Source organism: Amycolatopsis benzoatilytica AK 16/65 (assembly GCF_000383915.1).
Taxonomy (GTDB): Bacteria; Actinomycetota; Actinomycetes; order Mycobacteriales; family Pseudonocardiaceae; genus Amycolatopsis; species Amycolatopsis benzoatilytica.
In genome coordinates this window covers 4075500-4091803 of record NZ_KB912942.1, presented here as the reverse complement: position 1 = coordinate 4091803, position 16304 = coordinate 4075500, and the positions used below count along the sequence as shown (strand labels likewise).

Here is a 16304-nt window from a genome sequence, read left to right as displayed (position 1 = left end):
ATTCGAGCTAATTTCCTGGCCGGGCCCGGAAAACCGGTGCCCGGCAGCCCGGTGGTTAAAGCCCGAACACGCCGCTGGACTGGCTGTCCGCCGCGCACTTGTTCGGATAGGTGGCGCGGAACAGCACCGGCTTGCCCCGCCAGCTGCCCAGCGCGGTGACGTCCACCGGCGAGTAGATCATCGTGCACTTCTGCCGCCGCGGCGTGATGCGGGCGAAGTCGCCGTCGACCGCGGTGAGCGTCGCGCAGGCGGCGTCGCGGTGGCGGTGCGTGCCGCCGGTGGGGTCGCAAGTGAGCGACGCGCTGGTGACCCGCCCGGAGGTCTCGTGCATGGTCAGCTGCATCGTGGACTCCGGCGGGTGCGGCACGGCCAGCCCGCCGAAACCGAGCAGGCAGGCCGCGACCGGAGCGAAAGAAGAGAACGCCATATCAGGGCTATCGGCAGCCCGGACCCGATCACTGTGCTCCACGTCCGGGTGGGTTTTCCTCGCCCGGACGGGTGGCGGGCCGGAGGTCGTGCGCCAGCAGCGCCACGTACAGCGACAACATCGACTCCGGATCTTCCAGCCGCACGCCCAGCACCTGCTCGATGCGCGCGAGCTGCTGGTAATACGCGGTCCGCGAAGTGTGTGCGGCGACGGCCGCCGCGGACTTGTTGCCGCCGTGCGCGCAGTAGTGCCGCAGCGCGGGCAGGAGCCGGCTGCCGGACGCCGCGTCTCGCTCGAGCAGCGGACCCAGCTCTCGAGCCGCGAAGGCGCGTACGCGCTCGTCGTCGGCCAGAAGGTGGAGCAAGCCGCGCAGCCGGACGTCCTTGAGCCGGTGCAGGGGTTGCTTGTCGTCTTCTTCGAGCGCGGCGGCCGCGACATGGGCTGCTTCGACCAGAGTGCGTTGTGCTTCGGAAGGCCCGGTCACAGTCGTACCGACGCCGAGGACAGCCGGTGCCGAAGCACGCGCCTCGTGAATGTCGGCGGCGAGGCGTTGCAGTACGGCGTCTGCGTTGGCTTCGGGGGAGAGCGCGAGCAACGCGCGCACCGCAATGTCGTCCGTCGACACCAACGCCGACACCTTGGCTCTTCGCGCCGCGAGCGCGGTGGCTTCGGCCAGCTCGCGCAACAGTGGCGGCGTAGACAGCGATAGCCGTGCAGTCGCCGTGATGCGAGGTCGTACCGCGAGCCCCACCAACTGTCGACCGGTCAGTGGGACAGCCAGCGCAGACGACCGCGCGAGGATCTCCGCGGACGGCGCCGGCGAACTCAGCAACTCGGTCAGCACCGCGCGGTGTGCCTGCCGCTCAAGCGTGTCGCTGTCGCGCGCGACGAGCCGATGCACTGCTAGCGCGGAGGCAGCCCGCTCAGCGACCACTTGATACCGATGCGGCGGCGTATCCGCGCACACCAGCACCAGCCGTCCCCAGTCGTGCCCGCGCGCGCCGACCACGGTGACCAGCCACCCCGCTGCCGCGTGGTAGCCGGTGCGCTCGCCGACTTGGATCACCCGCGAACGCGCGGGCCAGCCGGTCAGCAGGTCGCCCGGATCGGTGCCAGCGGTGTCGTAAGCGAGGACTTCGTGCTCCAGCGTCTCCAGCACGACCGGCTGTTCGGTCAGCCGTGCCACTTCGCCGAGCACAACGCTCGGCTCGGCACCGGCGACGGTCAGTGCGGTGAAGGTCTCGTGCACCCGTTCGGCCGCGCGCAGTTCGGCCAGTTGCGCGTCCACGATCATGCCGTTGACGGCTTCGGTCACCGCGACATAGCGCGTCTCCCGGGACAGCGTGACCAGCGGCAACCCGCACTGCTCGGCGGCCGTGACGAGGGCCTGGGGGAGCTGGTCGTTCCAATGCCGCACCAGCTCGACGACCAGACCCGCGACGCCGACTTCGGCGAGATCGCGCACGTACTGGGCGAGCCGCGTGCTGTCGTCGGGCAGCGCGACACCGGTGGTGAGCACCAGCTCTCCGCCGCGCAGCAGCTGGGCGATGTCGGCGACCTCGGCCGCGTGCGCCCACCGCACCCGCCGTTCGAGCCCGCCGCTCCCGGCGACCACCCGCGGGCAGCCCTGCCGCAGCACCGGCAACGCGAGAACTTCGGCGACGGTCGGGTACATCGGTCCCCTTTCTGCGCGGCAGGGCACAGACTGTACGGCGGAGAGGGCCAGTCCGTACACGTTGCGGATGGCGGACCCGGGCGGTTCGCCCGGAGACTCGGGGTACCCGACCGGAAGGAGCGGACGCCGTGACCGACCGCATCAGCCATTGGATCGACGGCAAGCCGGTCGTCGGCGCCGGACGCACCGGCGACGTCTACGACCCGGCGACCGGGCAGGTCCGCGCACAGGTGGACTTCGCCGGACCGGCCGAGGTGGAGCAGGCGGTGGCCGCCGCGGCGGCGGCACTGCCGGGCTGGCGGGGCACGTCGCTGGCCGGGCGCACGAAGGTGCTGTTCGCGTTCCGCGAGCTGCTCCAGGCGCGTAAGCACGAGCTGGCGAAGATCGTGACGAGCGAGCACGGCAAGGTCGAATCGGACGCGGCAGGCGAGGTCGCGCGGGCGATCGAGAACGTCGAGTACGCGTGCGGCGCGGCGCAGCTGCTCAAGGGCGGGTTCAGCGAAAACGCCTCCACCGGGGTCGATGTGTACTCCATCCTGCAGCCGCTCGGCGTGGTCGGGGTGATCTCGCCGTTCAACTTCCCGGCGATGGTGCCGCTGTGGTTCGTGCCGAACGCGTTGGCGTGCGGCAACACCGTCGTGCTCAAGCCGAGCGAAAAGGACCCGTCGGCGGCGCTGTTCATCGCCGAACTGCTCGCTGAAGCCGGACTGCCGGCCGGCGCGCTCAACGTGCTGCAGGGCGACAAGGTCGCGGTCGACGGGCTGCTCGACCACCCCGAGGTCAAGGCGATCTCGTTCGTCGGCTCCACCCCGATCGCCCGGTACGTCTACGAGACCGGCACCAGCCGCGGCAAGCGCGTGCAGGCGCTCGGCGGCGCGAAGAACCACATGATCGTGCTGCCGGACGCGGACCTCGACCTGGCCGCGGACGCCGCGGTGTCGGCCGGCTTCGGATCGGCGGGGGAGCGGTGCATGGCGGTGTCGGTGGTGGTCGCGGTCGAGCCGATCGCGGACGAACTGGTCGCCAAGATCACCGATCGGATGCGGCGGCTGCGCGTGGGCGACGGCCGCGATCCCGAGTCCGAGATGGGGCCGCTGGTCACCCGGGCGCACCACGAACGCGTCGAGTCCTATGTGGACGCCGGAGTGGCCGAAGGCGCGGAACTGGTGATGGACGGCCGAGGTGTCGAAGCGGCCGGAGCGAAGGACGGATTCTGGCTCGGCCCCACGCTTTTCGACCGGGTCACCCCGGAAATGAAGGTCTACACCGACGAGATCTTCGGCCCGGTGCTGTCCGTCGCGCGCTCGGCGAGCTTCGACGACGCGCTGGCGCTGATCAACGCCAACCCGTACGGCAACGGCACCGCGATCTTCACCGGCGACGGCCGCGCCGCGCGGCGGTTCCAGAACGAGGTCGAGGTCGGCATGGTCGGCGTGAACGTGCCGATCCCGGTCCCGGTCGGCTACTACTCGTTCGGCGGCTGGAAGGACTCGCTGTTCGGCGACACGCACGCGTACGGGCCGGAGGGGTTCCATTTCTTCACCCGGACCAAGGTGGTCACGTCGCGCTGGCCGGACACCTCGCACGCAGGGGTGAACCTAGGCTTCCCGAAGAACTCCTGAAAAGCCCCGGGCCGCCTACCCGGCAGGGAAGGCGTTCAGCAGCTTCGTCGCGCGGGGCACGACGCAGACGGTGTTGTTCCGGTCGCCTTGGATCTGCGCGTACATCGCGCGGCTGACCCAGTACTGCTTCCCGCCGACGGCGATTTTCCGGTTGGTCTTGTTGCCGTACCGGTCCTTCTCCAGGCCCTTGGCGATCACGTACGGCCGGGCCGGCGGCTTCTTGCTGTCGAAATCGTAGGTCCACCCGGTGATCACGACGACCGGGTCGCTGAGCGCCCGGTACCGGCGGACGCACAGGACCACGCCGGCCGCGATGAGCGCGAGCCAGAACGGGGCCGCCGCCCAGGTCTGGCCGGCGTTGGGGCCGCTCAGGATGTCGGTGGTCAGCGGCAGGACGATCCCGAGCGCGACGAAGACCACCACGATGCCGAGCATGATCCAGAACATGATGTCGAGGATCTCGCCGCGCTGCGAGGGATGCAGCCGCCCGCTCAGGTTCGCGGCGGCTACTTCCCGAGGATCGGCCTCCACCGTCACTTCTGCTCGCCTCCGCCGCCGAGCTCTTCCTTTGCCCGGTCCTTCTCGTAGGACTCCGCGGATTCGCGGGTTCGGTCGAGCTGCTCGTTCTCCTGGCGGCGTCCTTCGGTGACGACGCCGATCGTGTCGGCCCGGTTCCAGGCCGTCTTCCCGGCCTGCTCCGGGTCGTTCCAGCTGGTCGGCTTGAGCGCGTGCCTGCCGTCCTCGGTGTAGGGCTTGACGTGGTCCTCCAGCTTTTCCTGGCCGGGGATCTTGCCCTTCCACGCGTCGCCCCAGCGCTCGGCCTTGTCCGGCACCGACTCGTCCACATGCGATTTCCCGGCGTCGCGCGCGGCGCTCTTGGCGTCGAGGCCCTTCTGCTCCGCGCGCGCCGCGACGTCCACGCTTTTGTCGGTCAGCTTGTCCGCGCCCTTGCCGATCTTTTTCAGCGCGTTCGACGCGTCCTCGATCGCGCTCTTCGCCTTGCCGGCCTTCTGCGCGAGCTTGTCCAGCTGCTCCACGACCTTGGCGATGCGGCTCGAGATCTTCTCCGCGAGGATGCCGCCCTCGACGACCGTGTCGGCGATGAACGCGGCGATCGTGCCGCCGAAGGTGCACCACGAGGCGGCGAGCGCGGCGAGGCCCTTGACGATCAGCTCGCCGACGAACGACGAGATCATGTCGCGGATGATGCCGCGCTCGGTCCCGACCAGCGCGGCGGCCACCTGCATTCCCGTCGAGGTGCCCTTGGCCTGCCCTGCCGCGCCCTTCAGCGTCGCCACGTAGCCGGCGGCGGTGGTCTGGTAGGCCGAACCGCCCTGGCCCTGGAAATCGGGCTGGACCTTCGCCGCGGCCTGCTGGTACTGGCCTGCGCTTTCCTCGAGCTGCTTGGCGATGTTCGCCCAGGTCGTGGCCTTGGCGGTGACCGCCTCTGGGTTGCCGGCCAGCTTGTCGAGGCCGTCCTTGAGGAAGCTGATGTGCTCGATGAGCCAGCCAACGCCCGCGCTGGCGAGCGCGCCGAGCGGGTCCATCGCCACCCCGAGCAGGTCCAGGCCGTCGGTGACGGCGTCCAGCCCCAGATTTACCCAGTCGCCGGCCCGGGCGTCGGTGATCGTCGACGCCACGTCGTTGAAGATCCCGGCTCCGGAGGTCTGCGCGTTGAGGTTGTTCCACTCGTTGTCCGAGGAGCCCATGTTCGTCGTCGCGCCGGACGGCGCTTCGGCCGTCGCGACCAGCGGGTTGCCGCTCATGCCGGGATCTCCTTGCCGACGCCGTCGATGGTGCCTTTGGCGTGCTGCTCGTGGGTGTCGTAGGCGTCGTGCGCGGCCTGCAGCCGGTCGGCGATGTCGTCGGCGGCGGCCGCGACCTGGCCGATGAACGCACCGGCGGACCCGGTGAACGACTCCATCACAGCCGCGAACGGCTGGCCGATGATGCCGAACGAAAGATCGCCCATGGCCTGGCCCGCGGCGCACGCCTGGGCCGCGGTGTGCACGCCCTGAGCGATGTTCTGGACGTCGCCCTGGTGCTGTTGCAGTGCCTCCAGGTGGACCTGGTACCCGTCGGCCATCAGTCGCGCCTCCCCGTCAGCGGGCCGTTGTCGAAGTAGTCGTCGTCGTTCGCCGGAGCCGGCCGGCCCCGGCCCGCGGACGGCGGACGCGGATCGCTTTCTTCCGCCGGAACATCCGGCTCCGGAATCTGTTCTTCGAGGAATTTCATCGCGTCGCTGTGTTCGCCGATGACGGGTGCCATGATCGCGGTCAGTTGCTGTGCGGCCTGCGCCTGCGCGCGTCGGGCGGTGGCCAGCACGGCGGCGGCGAGCGCGGTTCGCGGCATCTCGTCGGCGCGCGGTCCGAAGGTGAGTTCCTGCAGCGCACCGGCGGTGTTGACGGTCGCGGTGACCGCTCCGTCCGGGCTTGTCGCGGTGGCCGACACGTGCTTCAGCTGCTCCTGCGCTTCGGCGGCCCGCTGCCGGATTTCGGCGATTTCGGGGGAAAGTGCGTTCATGTCGGCTACTGCTTTCCGCTCGATTTCTCCACGTCTTTCCGAGGCAGAAAACCTGCTTCCGGTTCCCGCTGCAAGCCGGGGTTCCGTTATGTCTTGTTCGCGGACATGGGAAAGCATTTGCCCGCCGTTTGCCCGGGGCGGCCCGGACCGGTGGCGCCGCCGGGCACTCCGGGGTCCGTAAACTCGTTGTGAGAGGCAGCAGGACCGCAACGGAGGTGCCGGTGGCGAACACGGACGAGCGTCGCTTCGAAGTGCTGCGCGCGATCGTCGCCGACTACGTCTCCAATCAGGAGCCGGTCGGGTCGAAGACGATCGTCGAGCGGCACAACCTCGGCGTGTCCAGTGCCACCGTGCGCAACGACATGGCCGCGCTGGAGGAAGAGGGCTACATCGCCCAGCCGCACACCAGCGCCGGCCGGATCCCCACCGACAAGGGCTACCGGCTCTTCGTCGACCGGCTCTCGGAGATCAAGCCGCTGTCGGCGGCCGAGCGCCGCGCGATCACGCACTTCCTCGACTCCGGCACCGACGTGGACGACGTGCTGCGCCGGTCGGTCCGGCTGCTCGCGCAGCTCACCCGGCAGGTCGCGGTCGTGCAGTACCCGATGCTCACCAACACCGTGGCGCGGCACCTGGAAGTCGTCCCGCTCACCCCGGCGCGGCTGATGCTGGTGCTGATCACCGACTCCGGCCGGGTCGACCAGCGCACCGTCGACCTCGGCGACGTGGTCACCGAGGAGACCGTGCTCCGGCTGCGCACCGTGCTCAACGGCGCGCTCTCCGGCCGCCGCCTGTCCGACGCCGCGGCCAACGTGGCCGAGCTGCCCGAGGCCGCCCCCGCCGACCTGCGCGACCACCTCACCCGGATCTGCACGACGCTCGTCGAATCGCTGGTCGAGCACCCGGAGGAGCGCATCGTGCTCGGCGGCACCGGCAACCTCACCCGCAACGTCTCGGACTTCCCCGGATCGCTGCGGCAGGTGCTGGAAGCGCTCGAGGAGCAGGTGGTCGTCCTGAAGCTGCTAGCGGCGGCGCGCAACCCCGGTGCGGTGACGGTGCGCATCGGTGAGGAAAATGAGGACGAACAGATGCGCAGCACCTCGGTCGTGTCGATCGGCTACGGCCGGGACGACATGCTGCTCGGGGGAATGGGCGTCGTCGGGCCGACCAGGATGGACTACCCCGGCACCATCGCGGCGGTCCGCGCGGTCGCCAACTACGTGGGACAGATCCTGTCCGGCCGCTGACCGGCGGCGCGAGGGCGGAACTCGAAGGAGAAGGCAGAGCAACGTGGCGAGGGACTACTACGGGATCCTCGGGGTGGCCAAGAACGCGAGCGATCAGGAGATCAAGCGCGCGTACCGCAAGCTGGCCCGCGAACTGCACCCCGACGTGAACCCGTCGGAGGACGCGCAGCACCGCTTCGGCGAGGTGACCACCGCGTACGAGGTGCTCTCCGACCCCCAGAAGCGCAAGATCGTCGACCTCGGCGGCGACCCGATGGACTCGGGCGCGCGCGGCGGCGGAGGCGGCGACCCGTTCTCCGGCTTCGGCGGCCTCGGCGACATCATGGACGCGTTCTTCGGCGCGGCAGGCGGGGGCGGCGGACGGGGCCGCGGCCCGCGCAGCCGCGTGCAGCCCGGCTCGGACGCGCTGATCCGGCTCGGCCTCACCCTCGAGGAATGCGCCACCGGCGCGGACCGCGAGATCGCCGTCGACACCGCGATCGTCTGCGACCTGTGCCGCGGTGCGGGCACCGCCGAAGGCACCAGCACCAAGACCTGCGACACCTGCGGCGGGGCCGGCGAGGTCCAGTCCGTGCAGCGGTCGTTCCTCGGCCAGGTCGTCACCGCCCGGCCGTGCCCGGTCTGCCGCGGCTTCGGCGAGGTCATCCCGGACCCGTGCCGCCAGTGCGGCGGCGACGGCCGGATCCGCTCCCGGCGCACGGTCACCGCGAAGATCCCGCCAGGCGTCGGCGACGGCATGCGCATCCGGCTGTCCGGCCAGGGCGAGGTCGGCCCCGGCGGCGGCCCGGCCGGCGACCTGTACGTCGAGATCGACGAGGCGCCGCACGAGGTGTTCGTCCGCGAGGGCAACGACCTGCACTGCAACTTCCGCATCCCGATGACCACCGCGGCGCTCGGCGCCAGCGTCCCGATCACGACCCTGATCGACGGCGACTACGAACTCGACGTCGAACCCGGCACCCAGCCGAACACCGAACTGGTGCTCACCGGCAAGGGCATGCCGCGGCTGCGCTCGTCCGGCCGCGTCGACGGCCGCGGCGACCTGCACGTGCACATCGACGTCGTAGTGCCCACCAAACTCGACGACGCCCAGCGCGACCTGCTGGTCGAACTGGCCCAGCAGCGCGGCGAAGAAGTGCCGACCCTGGCCGCCAACGGCAGCAAGCACGGCGGCCTGTTCTCCAAGCTGCGCGCGAAGAACCGCTGACCGTGCCGGACACCACGCTGCCGGTCTTCCTCGTCCCGGAGGTGCCCGCCGCGGGGCGGGCGCTGCTCGACGGCGAGGAAGCCCGGCACGCGGCCACCGTGCGCCGGCTGCGCGTCGGGGAGCAGCTCGTGCTCTCCGACGGAGCCGGCGCGATGGCCCGCTGCGCCGTCGAAGCGGTCGAAGCCGGCCGCGCCGCGTCGGTCACCCTCACCGTCGTAGAACGCTGGGACGAGGAACCGCCCGCACTGCGCGTCCACGTCGCACAGGCACTGGCCAAGGGCGACCGCGGCGAACTCGCGGTGGAACTGGCCACCGAAGCCGGCGCGGACGCGATCGTGCCCTGGCGCGCCGCCCGCAGCGTCGCCCGCTGGGACGACGGCGCCCGCGGCGACAAGGCGCTCGCCCGCTGGCGCGCCACCGCCCGGTCCGCGGCCAAACAAGCCCGCCGCGCCCACGTGCCCGCGGTGACCGAACCCGTCAGCACCGGCGAACTCGCCCAGCTCGCCGGGACGATGTCCCGCACCCTCGTCCTCGAATCCGGCGTCACCAGCAAACTCGCCGAGCTCGACCTGCCCAGCGGCGGCGACCTCCTGCTCGTCGTCGGCCCAGAGGGCGGCATCACCGACGAAGAGCTGGCCGCACTCGAAGCCGCCGGCGCCACCACCGTCCGGCTCGGCCCGACCGTGCTGCGCACCTCCACCGCCGCCGCCGTCGCACTGGGCGCACTAGGGGTCCTCACCGGCCGCTGGCACTGACCCGAACCCCCGAAAATGAGACCAAACCCCTAAAAAGACCACCGAAGTACTGACGCGGCCCACCCCCGCCAGCTACTCTCCACGGCAACGCGGAACTCGAGGTTTCAGCCCGCCCCCGCGCGGGCAGTACCATCGAGTAACACGAACCCCGCCGGGCACCTCCCCCCTCGGTCCGGCGGAGCCGCGCCGGGCGGTGGAGCGACCCCCAGGCTCCACCGCCGGCGCGGCATCTTCGATGCGCATCGCGCATCTTCGCCTGGGCGGTTCCGCGTATCTCCCGGGGGCCGAGCCCCCGGAGCCCCGCGGTGCGGTGGGTGCGTTTGGTGCGGGGGTTGCGTGGGTTTGTCGCTAGTGGGCGCGTGGGGTTGGCTGGTTGCTTGGTCGGGGTTTGTAGGGTTGTCGCATGGGTGACGCTGCTGAGACGTTGTTCGAGCGGATCATTGCCGGGGAGATTCCGGCGGACGTGGTGTACCAGGACGAGACCACGTTCGCGTTTCGGGACATCAATCCGCAGGCGCGAGTGCACGTGCTGGTGGTGCCTCGCAAGAAGTACCGCAACGTGGGCGAGCTGGCGGAGGCCGACCCTCAGCTGTTGAGCGACGTGTTGCTGACGGCGCGGAAGGTGGCGGAACTGGAGGGGATTTCCGGCAACGGGTACCGGGTCGTGTTCAACACCGGCTCCGATGCCGGGCAGACCGTGTTCCATGTGCACGCCCATGTACTGGGCGGGGAGCAGCTGGGGATGTTCGGGCGGCCGCAGGGCGGAGTGCATTGAAACCGGACTGCGCCGGGGACAGCCGGGCAAGTAGGCTGGTGGAGTCCCTATACCTTGACCCGCAGAAAGCAGGCCAGAGGCCACGTGGCCGGAACTGAACCGGGTGGAGCCGCACGCCCTGACAACACGACGGGCGCCGAGGCCGCCCAGGTCCGATTTCCGATCCCGGAAGGCGCCCAGCTGAGCCTGCTCGGGTCCCGCGACGAGAACCTGCGAGTGGCGGAAGAGCTGCTGGCTGCCGACGTGCACGTGCGCGGCAACGAAGTGACGTTGACCGGGACGGCGGAGGACGTGGCGTTCGCGGAGCGCGTCTTCACCGATCTGGTGCAGCTCGCCGCCGGCGGGCAGCAAGTGGGACCGGACACCGTGCGGCGCACCGTCGGGATGCTGTCCAGCGGCGACGCGTCCCCGGCGGAAGTGCTCAGCCTCAACATCGTGTCCCGGCGCGGAAAGACGATCCGCCCCAAAACGCTGAACCAGAAGCGGTACGTCGACGCGATCGACAAGCACACGATCGTGTTCGGGATCGGGCCGGCGGGCACCGGCAAGACGTACCTGGCGATGGCCAAAGCCGTGCAGGCGCTGCAGTCCAAGCAGGTCACGCGGATCGTGCTGACCCGGCCCGCGGTCGAGGCAGGGGAACGGCTCGGGTACCTGCCGGGCACGCTCAACGAGAAGATCGACCCGTACCTGCGGCCGCTGTACGACGCGCTGCACGACATGGTCGAGCCGGAGTCCATTCCGCGGCTCATGCAGGCGGGCACGATCGAGATCGCGCCGCTGGCATACATGCGGGGCCGGACGTTGAACGACGCGTTCATCATCCTCGACGAAGCGCAGAACACCACGCCCGAGCAGATGAAGATGTTCCTCACCCGGCTCGGGTTCGGCGCCAAGATCGTCGTCACCGGCGACATCACCCAGATCGACCTCCCCGGCGGGCAGCGCAGCGGCCTCCGCGTCGTGCGCGACATCCTCGTCGGCGTCGACGACCTGCACTTCGCCGAACTCACCAGCCAGGACGTGGTCCGGCACAAACTGGTCGGCGACATCGTCGACGCGTACGAGAAGTGGCAGGCCGTGCAGGACGCGCAAGCGCAGCAGACCGGCGGCTGGAAAGGCAACCGCCGATGAGCATCGAGATCGCCAACGAATCCGGCGTCGACGTCGACGAGGCGTCCATCGTCTCCGCCGCGCGGTTCGCACTCGACAAGATGGAAGTCAGCCCGGTCGCCGAGCTGTCCATCCTGTGCGTCACCCTCGAAGTCATGGAAGACCTCCACGAACGCTGGATGGACCTGCCCGGGCCCACCGACGTGATGGCCTTCCCGATGGACGAGTTCGACTCGTCCCGGCGCCCGGACGCGCCCGACGCGTCCCCGGCGCTGCTCGGCGACATCGTGCTCTGCCCGGCGTTCGCCAAAGACCAGGCCAAGACCGCGGGCCACCGGCTGATCGACGAGCTGCACCTGCTGACCGTCCACGGCTGTCTCCACCTGCTCGGCTACGACCACGCCGAACCCGCCGAGGAACGCGAGATGTTCGGGTTGCAGAAGCGGATCCTCGGCGAATTCCAGGCCGCGGTCGCCGCCGTCGAGGCCCGCGACGCGCAACGCGACGCCGACGACCGGGTGCTCGGCATCGCCGGCCTCGACTCGCCGCCCTCCGGGGAAACGCCCTAAGGACACCGCGATGGGAAGCCCTGCCGCACAAGTCGTCATCGCGGTGGCGCTCGTGCTGCTCGCCGGCGTGTTCGCCGCCGCCGACGCCGCGGTCGGCACCGTTTCGCAGGCCCGCGTCGACGGCCTCGTGCGGGCCGGCCGCGTCGGCGCGCGGCAGCTCGCCGCCGTCGTCGCGGAACGGCGCCGGCACATCAACCTGCTGCTCCTGCTGCGGCTGACCTGTGAAATCACCGCGACCGTCCTGGTCACGATGTCCTTCGACGCGTGGTTCGGCCGGCTCTGGCTGGCCATCCTGGTCTCCGCCTGCGTCATGGTCGTGGTCAGCTACGTGATCATCGGCGTCGGCCCGCGCACCATCGGCCGCCAGCACCCGTACGAGGTCGGCACGGTCGTCGCCGGACCGGTCCGGGTGCTCGGCACCGTCCTCGGCCCGCTGTCGCGGCTGCTGATCGTGCTCGGCAACGCGATCACCCCCGGCCGCGGCTTCCGCGAAGGACCGTTCACCTCCGAAGTCGAACTCCGCGAACTCGTCGACCTCGCCCAGGAACGCGGCGTCGTCGAGGACTCCGAACGCGAGATGATCCACTCGGTGTTCGAACTCGGCGACACCGTCGCCCGCGAAGTCATGGTGCCGCGCACCGAAATCGTGTGGATCGAACGCACCAAGACCGTGCGCCAGGCCCTCGCTCTGGCGCTGCGCACCGGCTTCACCCGGCTCCCGGTCATCGACGATTCGGTGGACGACATCGTCGGCGTGGTCAACATCAAAGACCTGATGCCGGCGTACATGAGCGAAAACGGCGCGGCGGCGCCCGTCGACTCGGTGATGAACCCGGCCAGCTTCGTCCCGGACTCCAAACGGCTGGACGAGCTGCTGAAGGAAATGCAGCGCACGCACAACCACCTCGCCGTCGCGGTCGACGAATACGGCGGCACCGCCGGCCTGCTCACCATCGAGGACATCCTCGAGGAGATCGTCGGCGAAATCACCGACGAATCCGACGCCGACGAACGCCCCGACGTCGAAGAGCTCGAAGACGGCGCGGTCCGCGTGTCGTCCCGGCTCAGCGTCGACGACCTCGGCGAGCTGTTCGGCGTCGACCTGGAAGACCACGACGTGGAGACCGTGGGCGGACTGCTCGCCGAGCGACTGGGTAGGGTCCCGCTGCCGGGGGCCGAAGCCGAGGTCGCCGGCCTTCGGCTGTCCGCCGAAGGGGGCAAGGACCGGCGCGGCCGGATGCGGATCACCTCCGTGGTCGTCCAGCCGTCCGGAGCGCGTCCGCGCACCCGGGCGCCCCAGCCCGAAGAGCACGACAGGAGAGTCGAACATGCCTGACCTCGACGCCGAGGACCAGAAGCTGGTCACGCTGGCCCGCTCGGCCCGCGCGCGCACCGGCGCGGCGGAAGGCGCCGCGGTCCGCGACACCGACGGCCGCACCTACGCCGCGGCGACGGTCGACCAGCCGTCGTTCCGGCTCACCGCCGTGCAGGCGGCGGTCGCGGCCGCGTTGTCCAGCGGCGCCGAAGGCATCGAAGCGGCCGCGGTGGTCACCGCTGACGCGCTGGTCGCCGAGGCGTCCGTGCAGGCGGTCCGCGACGTGGCGAAGACCGCGCCGATCGTCCGTGCCGACCCGTCCGGCGCCGTGGCCGAGGTGCAGCGCCCGTGACCGAGCCGCACCGTTCCGGTTTCGCCTGCTTCGTAGGCCGCCCCAACGCGGGCAAGTCGACGCTCACCAACGCGCTCGTCGGCACAAAGGTCGCCATCACCTCCAGCAAACCGCAGACCACCCGGCACGCGATCCGCGGCATCGTGCACCGCGACGACGCGCAGCTGGTGATCATCGACACGCCCGGCCTGCACCGGCCGCGCACCCTGCTCGGCCAGCGGCTCAACGACGTCGTCCACGAGACCTGGTCCGAAGTGGACGTGGTCGGGTTCTGCGTGCCCGCCAACGAGAAGATCGGCCCCGGCGACAAGTTCATCGCCGCCGAGCTGACCAAGATCGCCCGCCGCACCCCGGTGATCGGCGTCGTCACCAAGACCGACTTGGTGCGCCCGGAACAGGTCGCCGAGCAGCTGCTCGCGCTGCAGCAGGTGATGGAGTTCGCCGACCTCGTGCCGGTGTCGGCTGTGGACGGCTTCCAGGTGCAGACGGTCGCCGACCTGCTCGTGCAGCGGCTGCCCGAAGGCCCGCAGCTGTACCCGGGCGGCGAGCTCACCGACGAGCCGGAGCAGACGCTGGTCGCCGAGCTCATCCGGGAAGCCGCGCTCGAAGGCGTCCGGGACGAGCTGCCGCACTCCATCGCGGTGACCGTCGAGGAAATGATTCCGCGCGAAGGCCGCGACGACCTCATCGACGTGCACGCGCTGCTGTACGTGGAACGGCCCAGCCAGAAGGGGATCATCCTCGGGCACAAGGGCGAACGGCTCCGCGAGGTCGGTGCGACCGCGCGCAAGCACATCGAACGGCTGCTGGGCACGAAGGTCTATCTCGATCTGCACATCAAGGTGGCCAAGGACTGGCAGCGCGATCCGAAGCAGCTGCGCCGGCTGGGTTTTTGACCGGTTCCGATCGTGCCGTTGCGGGCGGGCGGGTAGCGTCAGGCCGGACCGCTACCCGACCGCCTGGGGGGACCGCATGACCGGCCCGTACCCGCCGCAGGGTCCGCCGCCCCCGTACCCGCCGCCCTACGGTTACCCGCCGCCGGACAACAACCTGGTGTGGGCGATCCTGGCGACCGTGTTCTGCTGCCTGCCGCTGGGCATCGTCGCGATCGTCAAGTCCAGCCAGGTGAACACGTTGTGGTACCAGGGATATCCGGCGGAGGCGCAGCGCGCCGCGGACGAGGCGCGCAAGTGGGCGATGTGGTCGGCGCTCAGCATCGCCATCCTGATCGGGGTGTACCTGCTGTTCCTCTTCGGCATGTTGCTCTTCGTGGGCAGAGCGGCGTGGTGGCTGCATTGAGCACCGTCTACACCGGAGTGCCGGCGCGCGGCGCCCGTGCGGTGGCAAAGGCTCTCGCCGGTCCGGCGGCGGCGGCCGGCGTGCTCGGCGGTGCCTGCGCGGCGGTGTGGCTCGGCGACCCGACCACCCCCGGCGGCCCGCTTCCGGTGTGCCCGACCAAGTTGTTGTTCGGCATCGACTGCCCCGGCTGCGGCGGGATGCGGATGGCCTACAGCGTGCTGCACGGCGATTTTTCCGCTGCCCTGCACTACAACGCGGTCGCGCTGGTGTTCGTCGCGCTGTTCGGGTGGAGCGGCCTGGCCTGGACGATCGGGCGGCTGCGTGGCCGGGCGATGCGGTCGTGGCTGCACTGGAGGTGGACGCCGCACGCGGTCGCGGCAGTGTTCGCCGTGTGGTTCGTGCTCCGCAACCTTCCGTTTGCCCCGTTCACCGGCTTGTTCGTCTGAACCTGTTTCGCTTCTCGCGGCCGGCCACCCGATGCGGGAAGCCTGCGCGGCCGCGTGCTCCCGGACGGGGTACGCTCCCGCGCACCGACCTGTCCATGGCGGACGCGGGCAGGTCCGGCTCCGTGCGCGTGTTCGGGCGCGGGCGCAATCGTGAACGAGGGGGGAGACTCGATGACCAATCCGTACGGCCAGCCGGAAGGCGGACCGCCGTTCGGTGCGCCGCCTGGGCAGCCGGGCGGCTTTGCGCAGCAGCCGGGCGCGGTGCCGCAGTCCGAGTTCGGGCAGCCGCCCGCCGCGCCGCGGCAGCCCGGCCCGACCGCTTTCGAACAGGCCGAACCGACCCAGGTGGTACGCCCGCCGGCCGCAGGCGGGTTCGACGCCGCCGAGCGCACCCAGGTGGGGTAGCCGGGCGGCGACGCCGACCGGACCCAGTCCGGGAAGCCGGACACCGCACCGAAGACCGACCCGCCGCAGTCCTGACCCGGCGGATCGCGGAACTGTACGAGAAAGAACCGAAGGAACCCAAGTGACCAACCCTTACGGACAGCCGCAGCAGCCCTACGGGCAGCAGCCGTACCCCCAGTCCGGCGGAATGCCCGCGCAGTACGGGCAGCAGCCCTACGGCCAGCCTTACGGACAGCCCGGCTACGGGATGCCGCCCGGCGCGGGGATGCCGCCCGGCGGCGGAGACCCCAACGCCATCAAGGACTACAAGGGCTGGGCGATCGGCTGCATCTTCCTGATGTGGATCCTCGCGATCTTCGCGATCATGAAGTCGAACGAGGTCAACACGTACAAGATGCAGGGCAACTACGCGATGGCCGAGCAGGCGTCGCGGACGACCAAGACGCTCTGCCTGATCGCCACGATCTGGGGCGCGCTGGTGTGGGTCGGCGCGATCATCGCCATCATCATCTCGATCAGCGCGGCGGCCGCGGTGTCGCACTGCTACGGCAGCTACTGCTGAACCCAGGGGTGT

Annotated in this window: 20 protein-coding genes; 14 read left to right on the top strand and 6 right to left on the bottom strand. The window is 70.4% G+C overall.

Annotation, left to right across the window (positions count from 1 at the left end; translation table 11 throughout):
* Positions 1-55 precede the first annotated feature (55 nt).
* Entirely contained in the window at positions 56-427 is a 372-nt protein-coding gene (locus AMYBE_RS0118720) for an SSI family serine proteinase inhibitor (protein ID WP_020660926.1), read from the bottom strand.
* A 28-nt stretch (positions 428-455) separates the two neighbouring features.
* Complete coding sequence (locus AMYBE_RS0118715) at positions 456-2102, bottom strand: PucR family transcriptional regulator (protein WP_020660925.1); 1647 nt, start codon at positions 2100-2102, stop codon at positions 456-458.
* Between the two features lie 128 nt (positions 2103-2230).
* On the opposite strand from AMYBE_RS0118715, the gene AMYBE_RS0118710 reads away from it, so the two are divergent.
* Positions 2231-3724: a CoA-acylating methylmalonate-semialdehyde dehydrogenase gene (locus AMYBE_RS0118710; protein ID WP_020660924.1), complete on the top strand. Its 1494-nt coding sequence runs from the start codon at positions 2231-2233 to the stop codon at positions 3722-3724.
* Positions 3725-3739: 15 nt separating this feature from the next.
* On the opposite strand, the gene AMYBE_RS0118705 is transcribed toward AMYBE_RS0118710, so the two are convergent.
* Genes AMYBE_RS0118705 through AMYBE_RS0118690 form a run of 4 tightly spaced genes read right to left on the bottom strand, consistent with a single transcriptional unit; the run spans position 3740 to position 6247 of the window.
* A complete protein-coding gene (locus AMYBE_RS0118705) occupies positions 3740-4255 on the bottom strand; it encodes a hypothetical protein (protein WP_169515250.1) in 516 nt (171 codons plus the stop codon).
* Positions 4256-4257: 2 nt separating this feature from the next.
* Positions 4258-5490, bottom strand: a complete 1233-nt coding sequence (locus tag AMYBE_RS0118700; RefSeq protein WP_020660922.1) for a WXG100 family type VII secretion target — start codon at positions 5488-5490, stop codon at positions 4258-4260.
* Positions 5487-5810 (bottom strand): type VII secretion target, encoded by a 324-nt coding sequence (locus tag AMYBE_RS0118695; RefSeq protein ID WP_020660921.1) that lies wholly within the window; start codon positions 5808-5810, stop codon positions 5487-5489. Before AMYBE_RS0118695 ends, AMYBE_RS0118700 begins: the two co-directional genes overlap by 4 nt.
* Complete coding sequence (locus tag AMYBE_RS0118690) at positions 5810-6247, bottom strand: YbaB/EbfC family nucleoid-associated protein (RefSeq protein WP_020660920.1); 438 nt, start codon at positions 6245-6247, stop codon at positions 5810-5812. Before AMYBE_RS0118690 ends, AMYBE_RS0118695 begins: the two co-directional genes overlap by 1 nt.
* Before the next feature lie 221 nt (positions 6248-6468).
* Between AMYBE_RS0118690 and hrcA the strand changes: the two genes are divergently transcribed.
* The 13 genes from hrcA to AMYBE_RS0118625 all read left to right on the top strand — a co-directional run bounded on the left by hrcA (position 6469) and on the right by AMYBE_RS0118625 (position 16292).
* Positions 6469-7494 carry a heat-inducible transcriptional repressor HrcA gene (hrcA, locus tag AMYBE_RS0118685; RefSeq protein ID WP_027927789.1) on the top strand — a complete coding sequence of 342 codons (1026 nt, stop codon included), beginning with the start codon at positions 6469-6471 and terminating at the stop codon, positions 7492-7494.
* 43 nt (positions 7495-7537) lie between these two features.
* Positions 7538-8701, top strand: coding sequence for a molecular chaperone DnaJ (dnaJ, locus tag AMYBE_RS0118680; RefSeq protein WP_020660918.1), 1164 nt, complete (start codon positions 7538-7540; stop codon positions 8699-8701).
* Positions 8702-8703: 2 nt separating this feature from the next.
* A complete protein-coding gene (locus AMYBE_RS0118675; protein ID WP_020660917.1) occupies positions 8704-9456 on the top strand; it encodes a 16S rRNA (uracil(1498)-N(3))-methyltransferase in 753 nt (250 codons plus the stop codon).
* A 403-nt stretch (positions 9457-9859) separates the two neighbouring features.
* Positions 9860-10231, top strand: coding sequence for a histidine triad nucleotide-binding protein (locus AMYBE_RS0118670; RefSeq protein WP_020660916.1), 372 nt, complete (start codon positions 9860-9862; stop codon positions 10229-10231).
* Between the two features lie 84 nt (positions 10232-10315).
* Positions 10316-11365 carry a PhoH family protein gene (locus AMYBE_RS0118665; RefSeq protein WP_020660915.1) on the top strand — a complete coding sequence of 350 codons (1050 nt, stop codon included), beginning with the start codon at positions 10316-10318 and terminating at the stop codon, positions 11363-11365.
* A complete protein-coding gene (ybeY, locus tag AMYBE_RS0118660; protein WP_020660914.1) occupies positions 11362-11913 on the top strand; it encodes an rRNA maturation RNase YbeY in 552 nt (183 codons plus the stop codon). The genes AMYBE_RS0118665 and ybeY overlap by 4 nt, the downstream gene beginning before the upstream one ends.
* Before the next feature lie 10 nt (positions 11914-11923).
* Entirely contained in the window at positions 11924-13249 is a 1326-nt protein-coding gene (locus tag AMYBE_RS0118655; protein ID WP_020660913.1) for a hemolysin family protein, read from the top strand.
* Positions 13242-13580 (top strand): hypothetical protein, encoded by a 339-nt coding sequence (locus AMYBE_RS0118650; protein ID WP_020660912.1) that lies wholly within the window; start codon positions 13242-13244, stop codon positions 13578-13580. The genes AMYBE_RS0118655 and AMYBE_RS0118650 overlap by 8 nt, the downstream gene beginning before the upstream one ends.
* Positions 13577-14476, top strand: coding sequence for a GTPase Era (gene era, locus AMYBE_RS0118645; protein ID WP_020660911.1), 900 nt, complete (start codon positions 13577-13579; stop codon positions 14474-14476). The genes AMYBE_RS0118650 and era overlap by 4 nt, the downstream gene beginning before the upstream one ends.
* A gap of 76 nt (positions 14477-14552) precedes the next feature.
* A complete protein-coding gene (locus tag AMYBE_RS0118640; protein WP_020660910.1) occupies positions 14553-14879 on the top strand; it encodes a CD225/dispanin family protein in 327 nt (108 codons plus the stop codon).
* Complete coding sequence (locus AMYBE_RS0118635; RefSeq protein WP_020660909.1) at positions 14876-15325, top strand: DUF2752 domain-containing protein; 450 nt, start codon at positions 14876-14878, stop codon at positions 15323-15325. Before AMYBE_RS0118640 ends, AMYBE_RS0118635 begins: the two co-directional genes overlap by 4 nt.
* 171 nt (positions 15326-15496) lie before the next feature.
* Positions 15497-15730: a hypothetical protein gene (locus AMYBE_RS0118630; protein ID WP_027927788.1), complete on the top strand. Its 234-nt coding sequence runs from the start codon at positions 15497-15499 to the stop codon at positions 15728-15730.
* Positions 15731-15851: 121 nt separating this feature from the next.
* Positions 15852-16292 (top strand): CD225/dispanin family protein, encoded by a 441-nt coding sequence (locus tag AMYBE_RS0118625; RefSeq protein ID WP_020660908.1) that lies wholly within the window; start codon positions 15852-15854, stop codon positions 16290-16292.
* Positions 16293-16304: the final 12 nt, after the last annotated feature.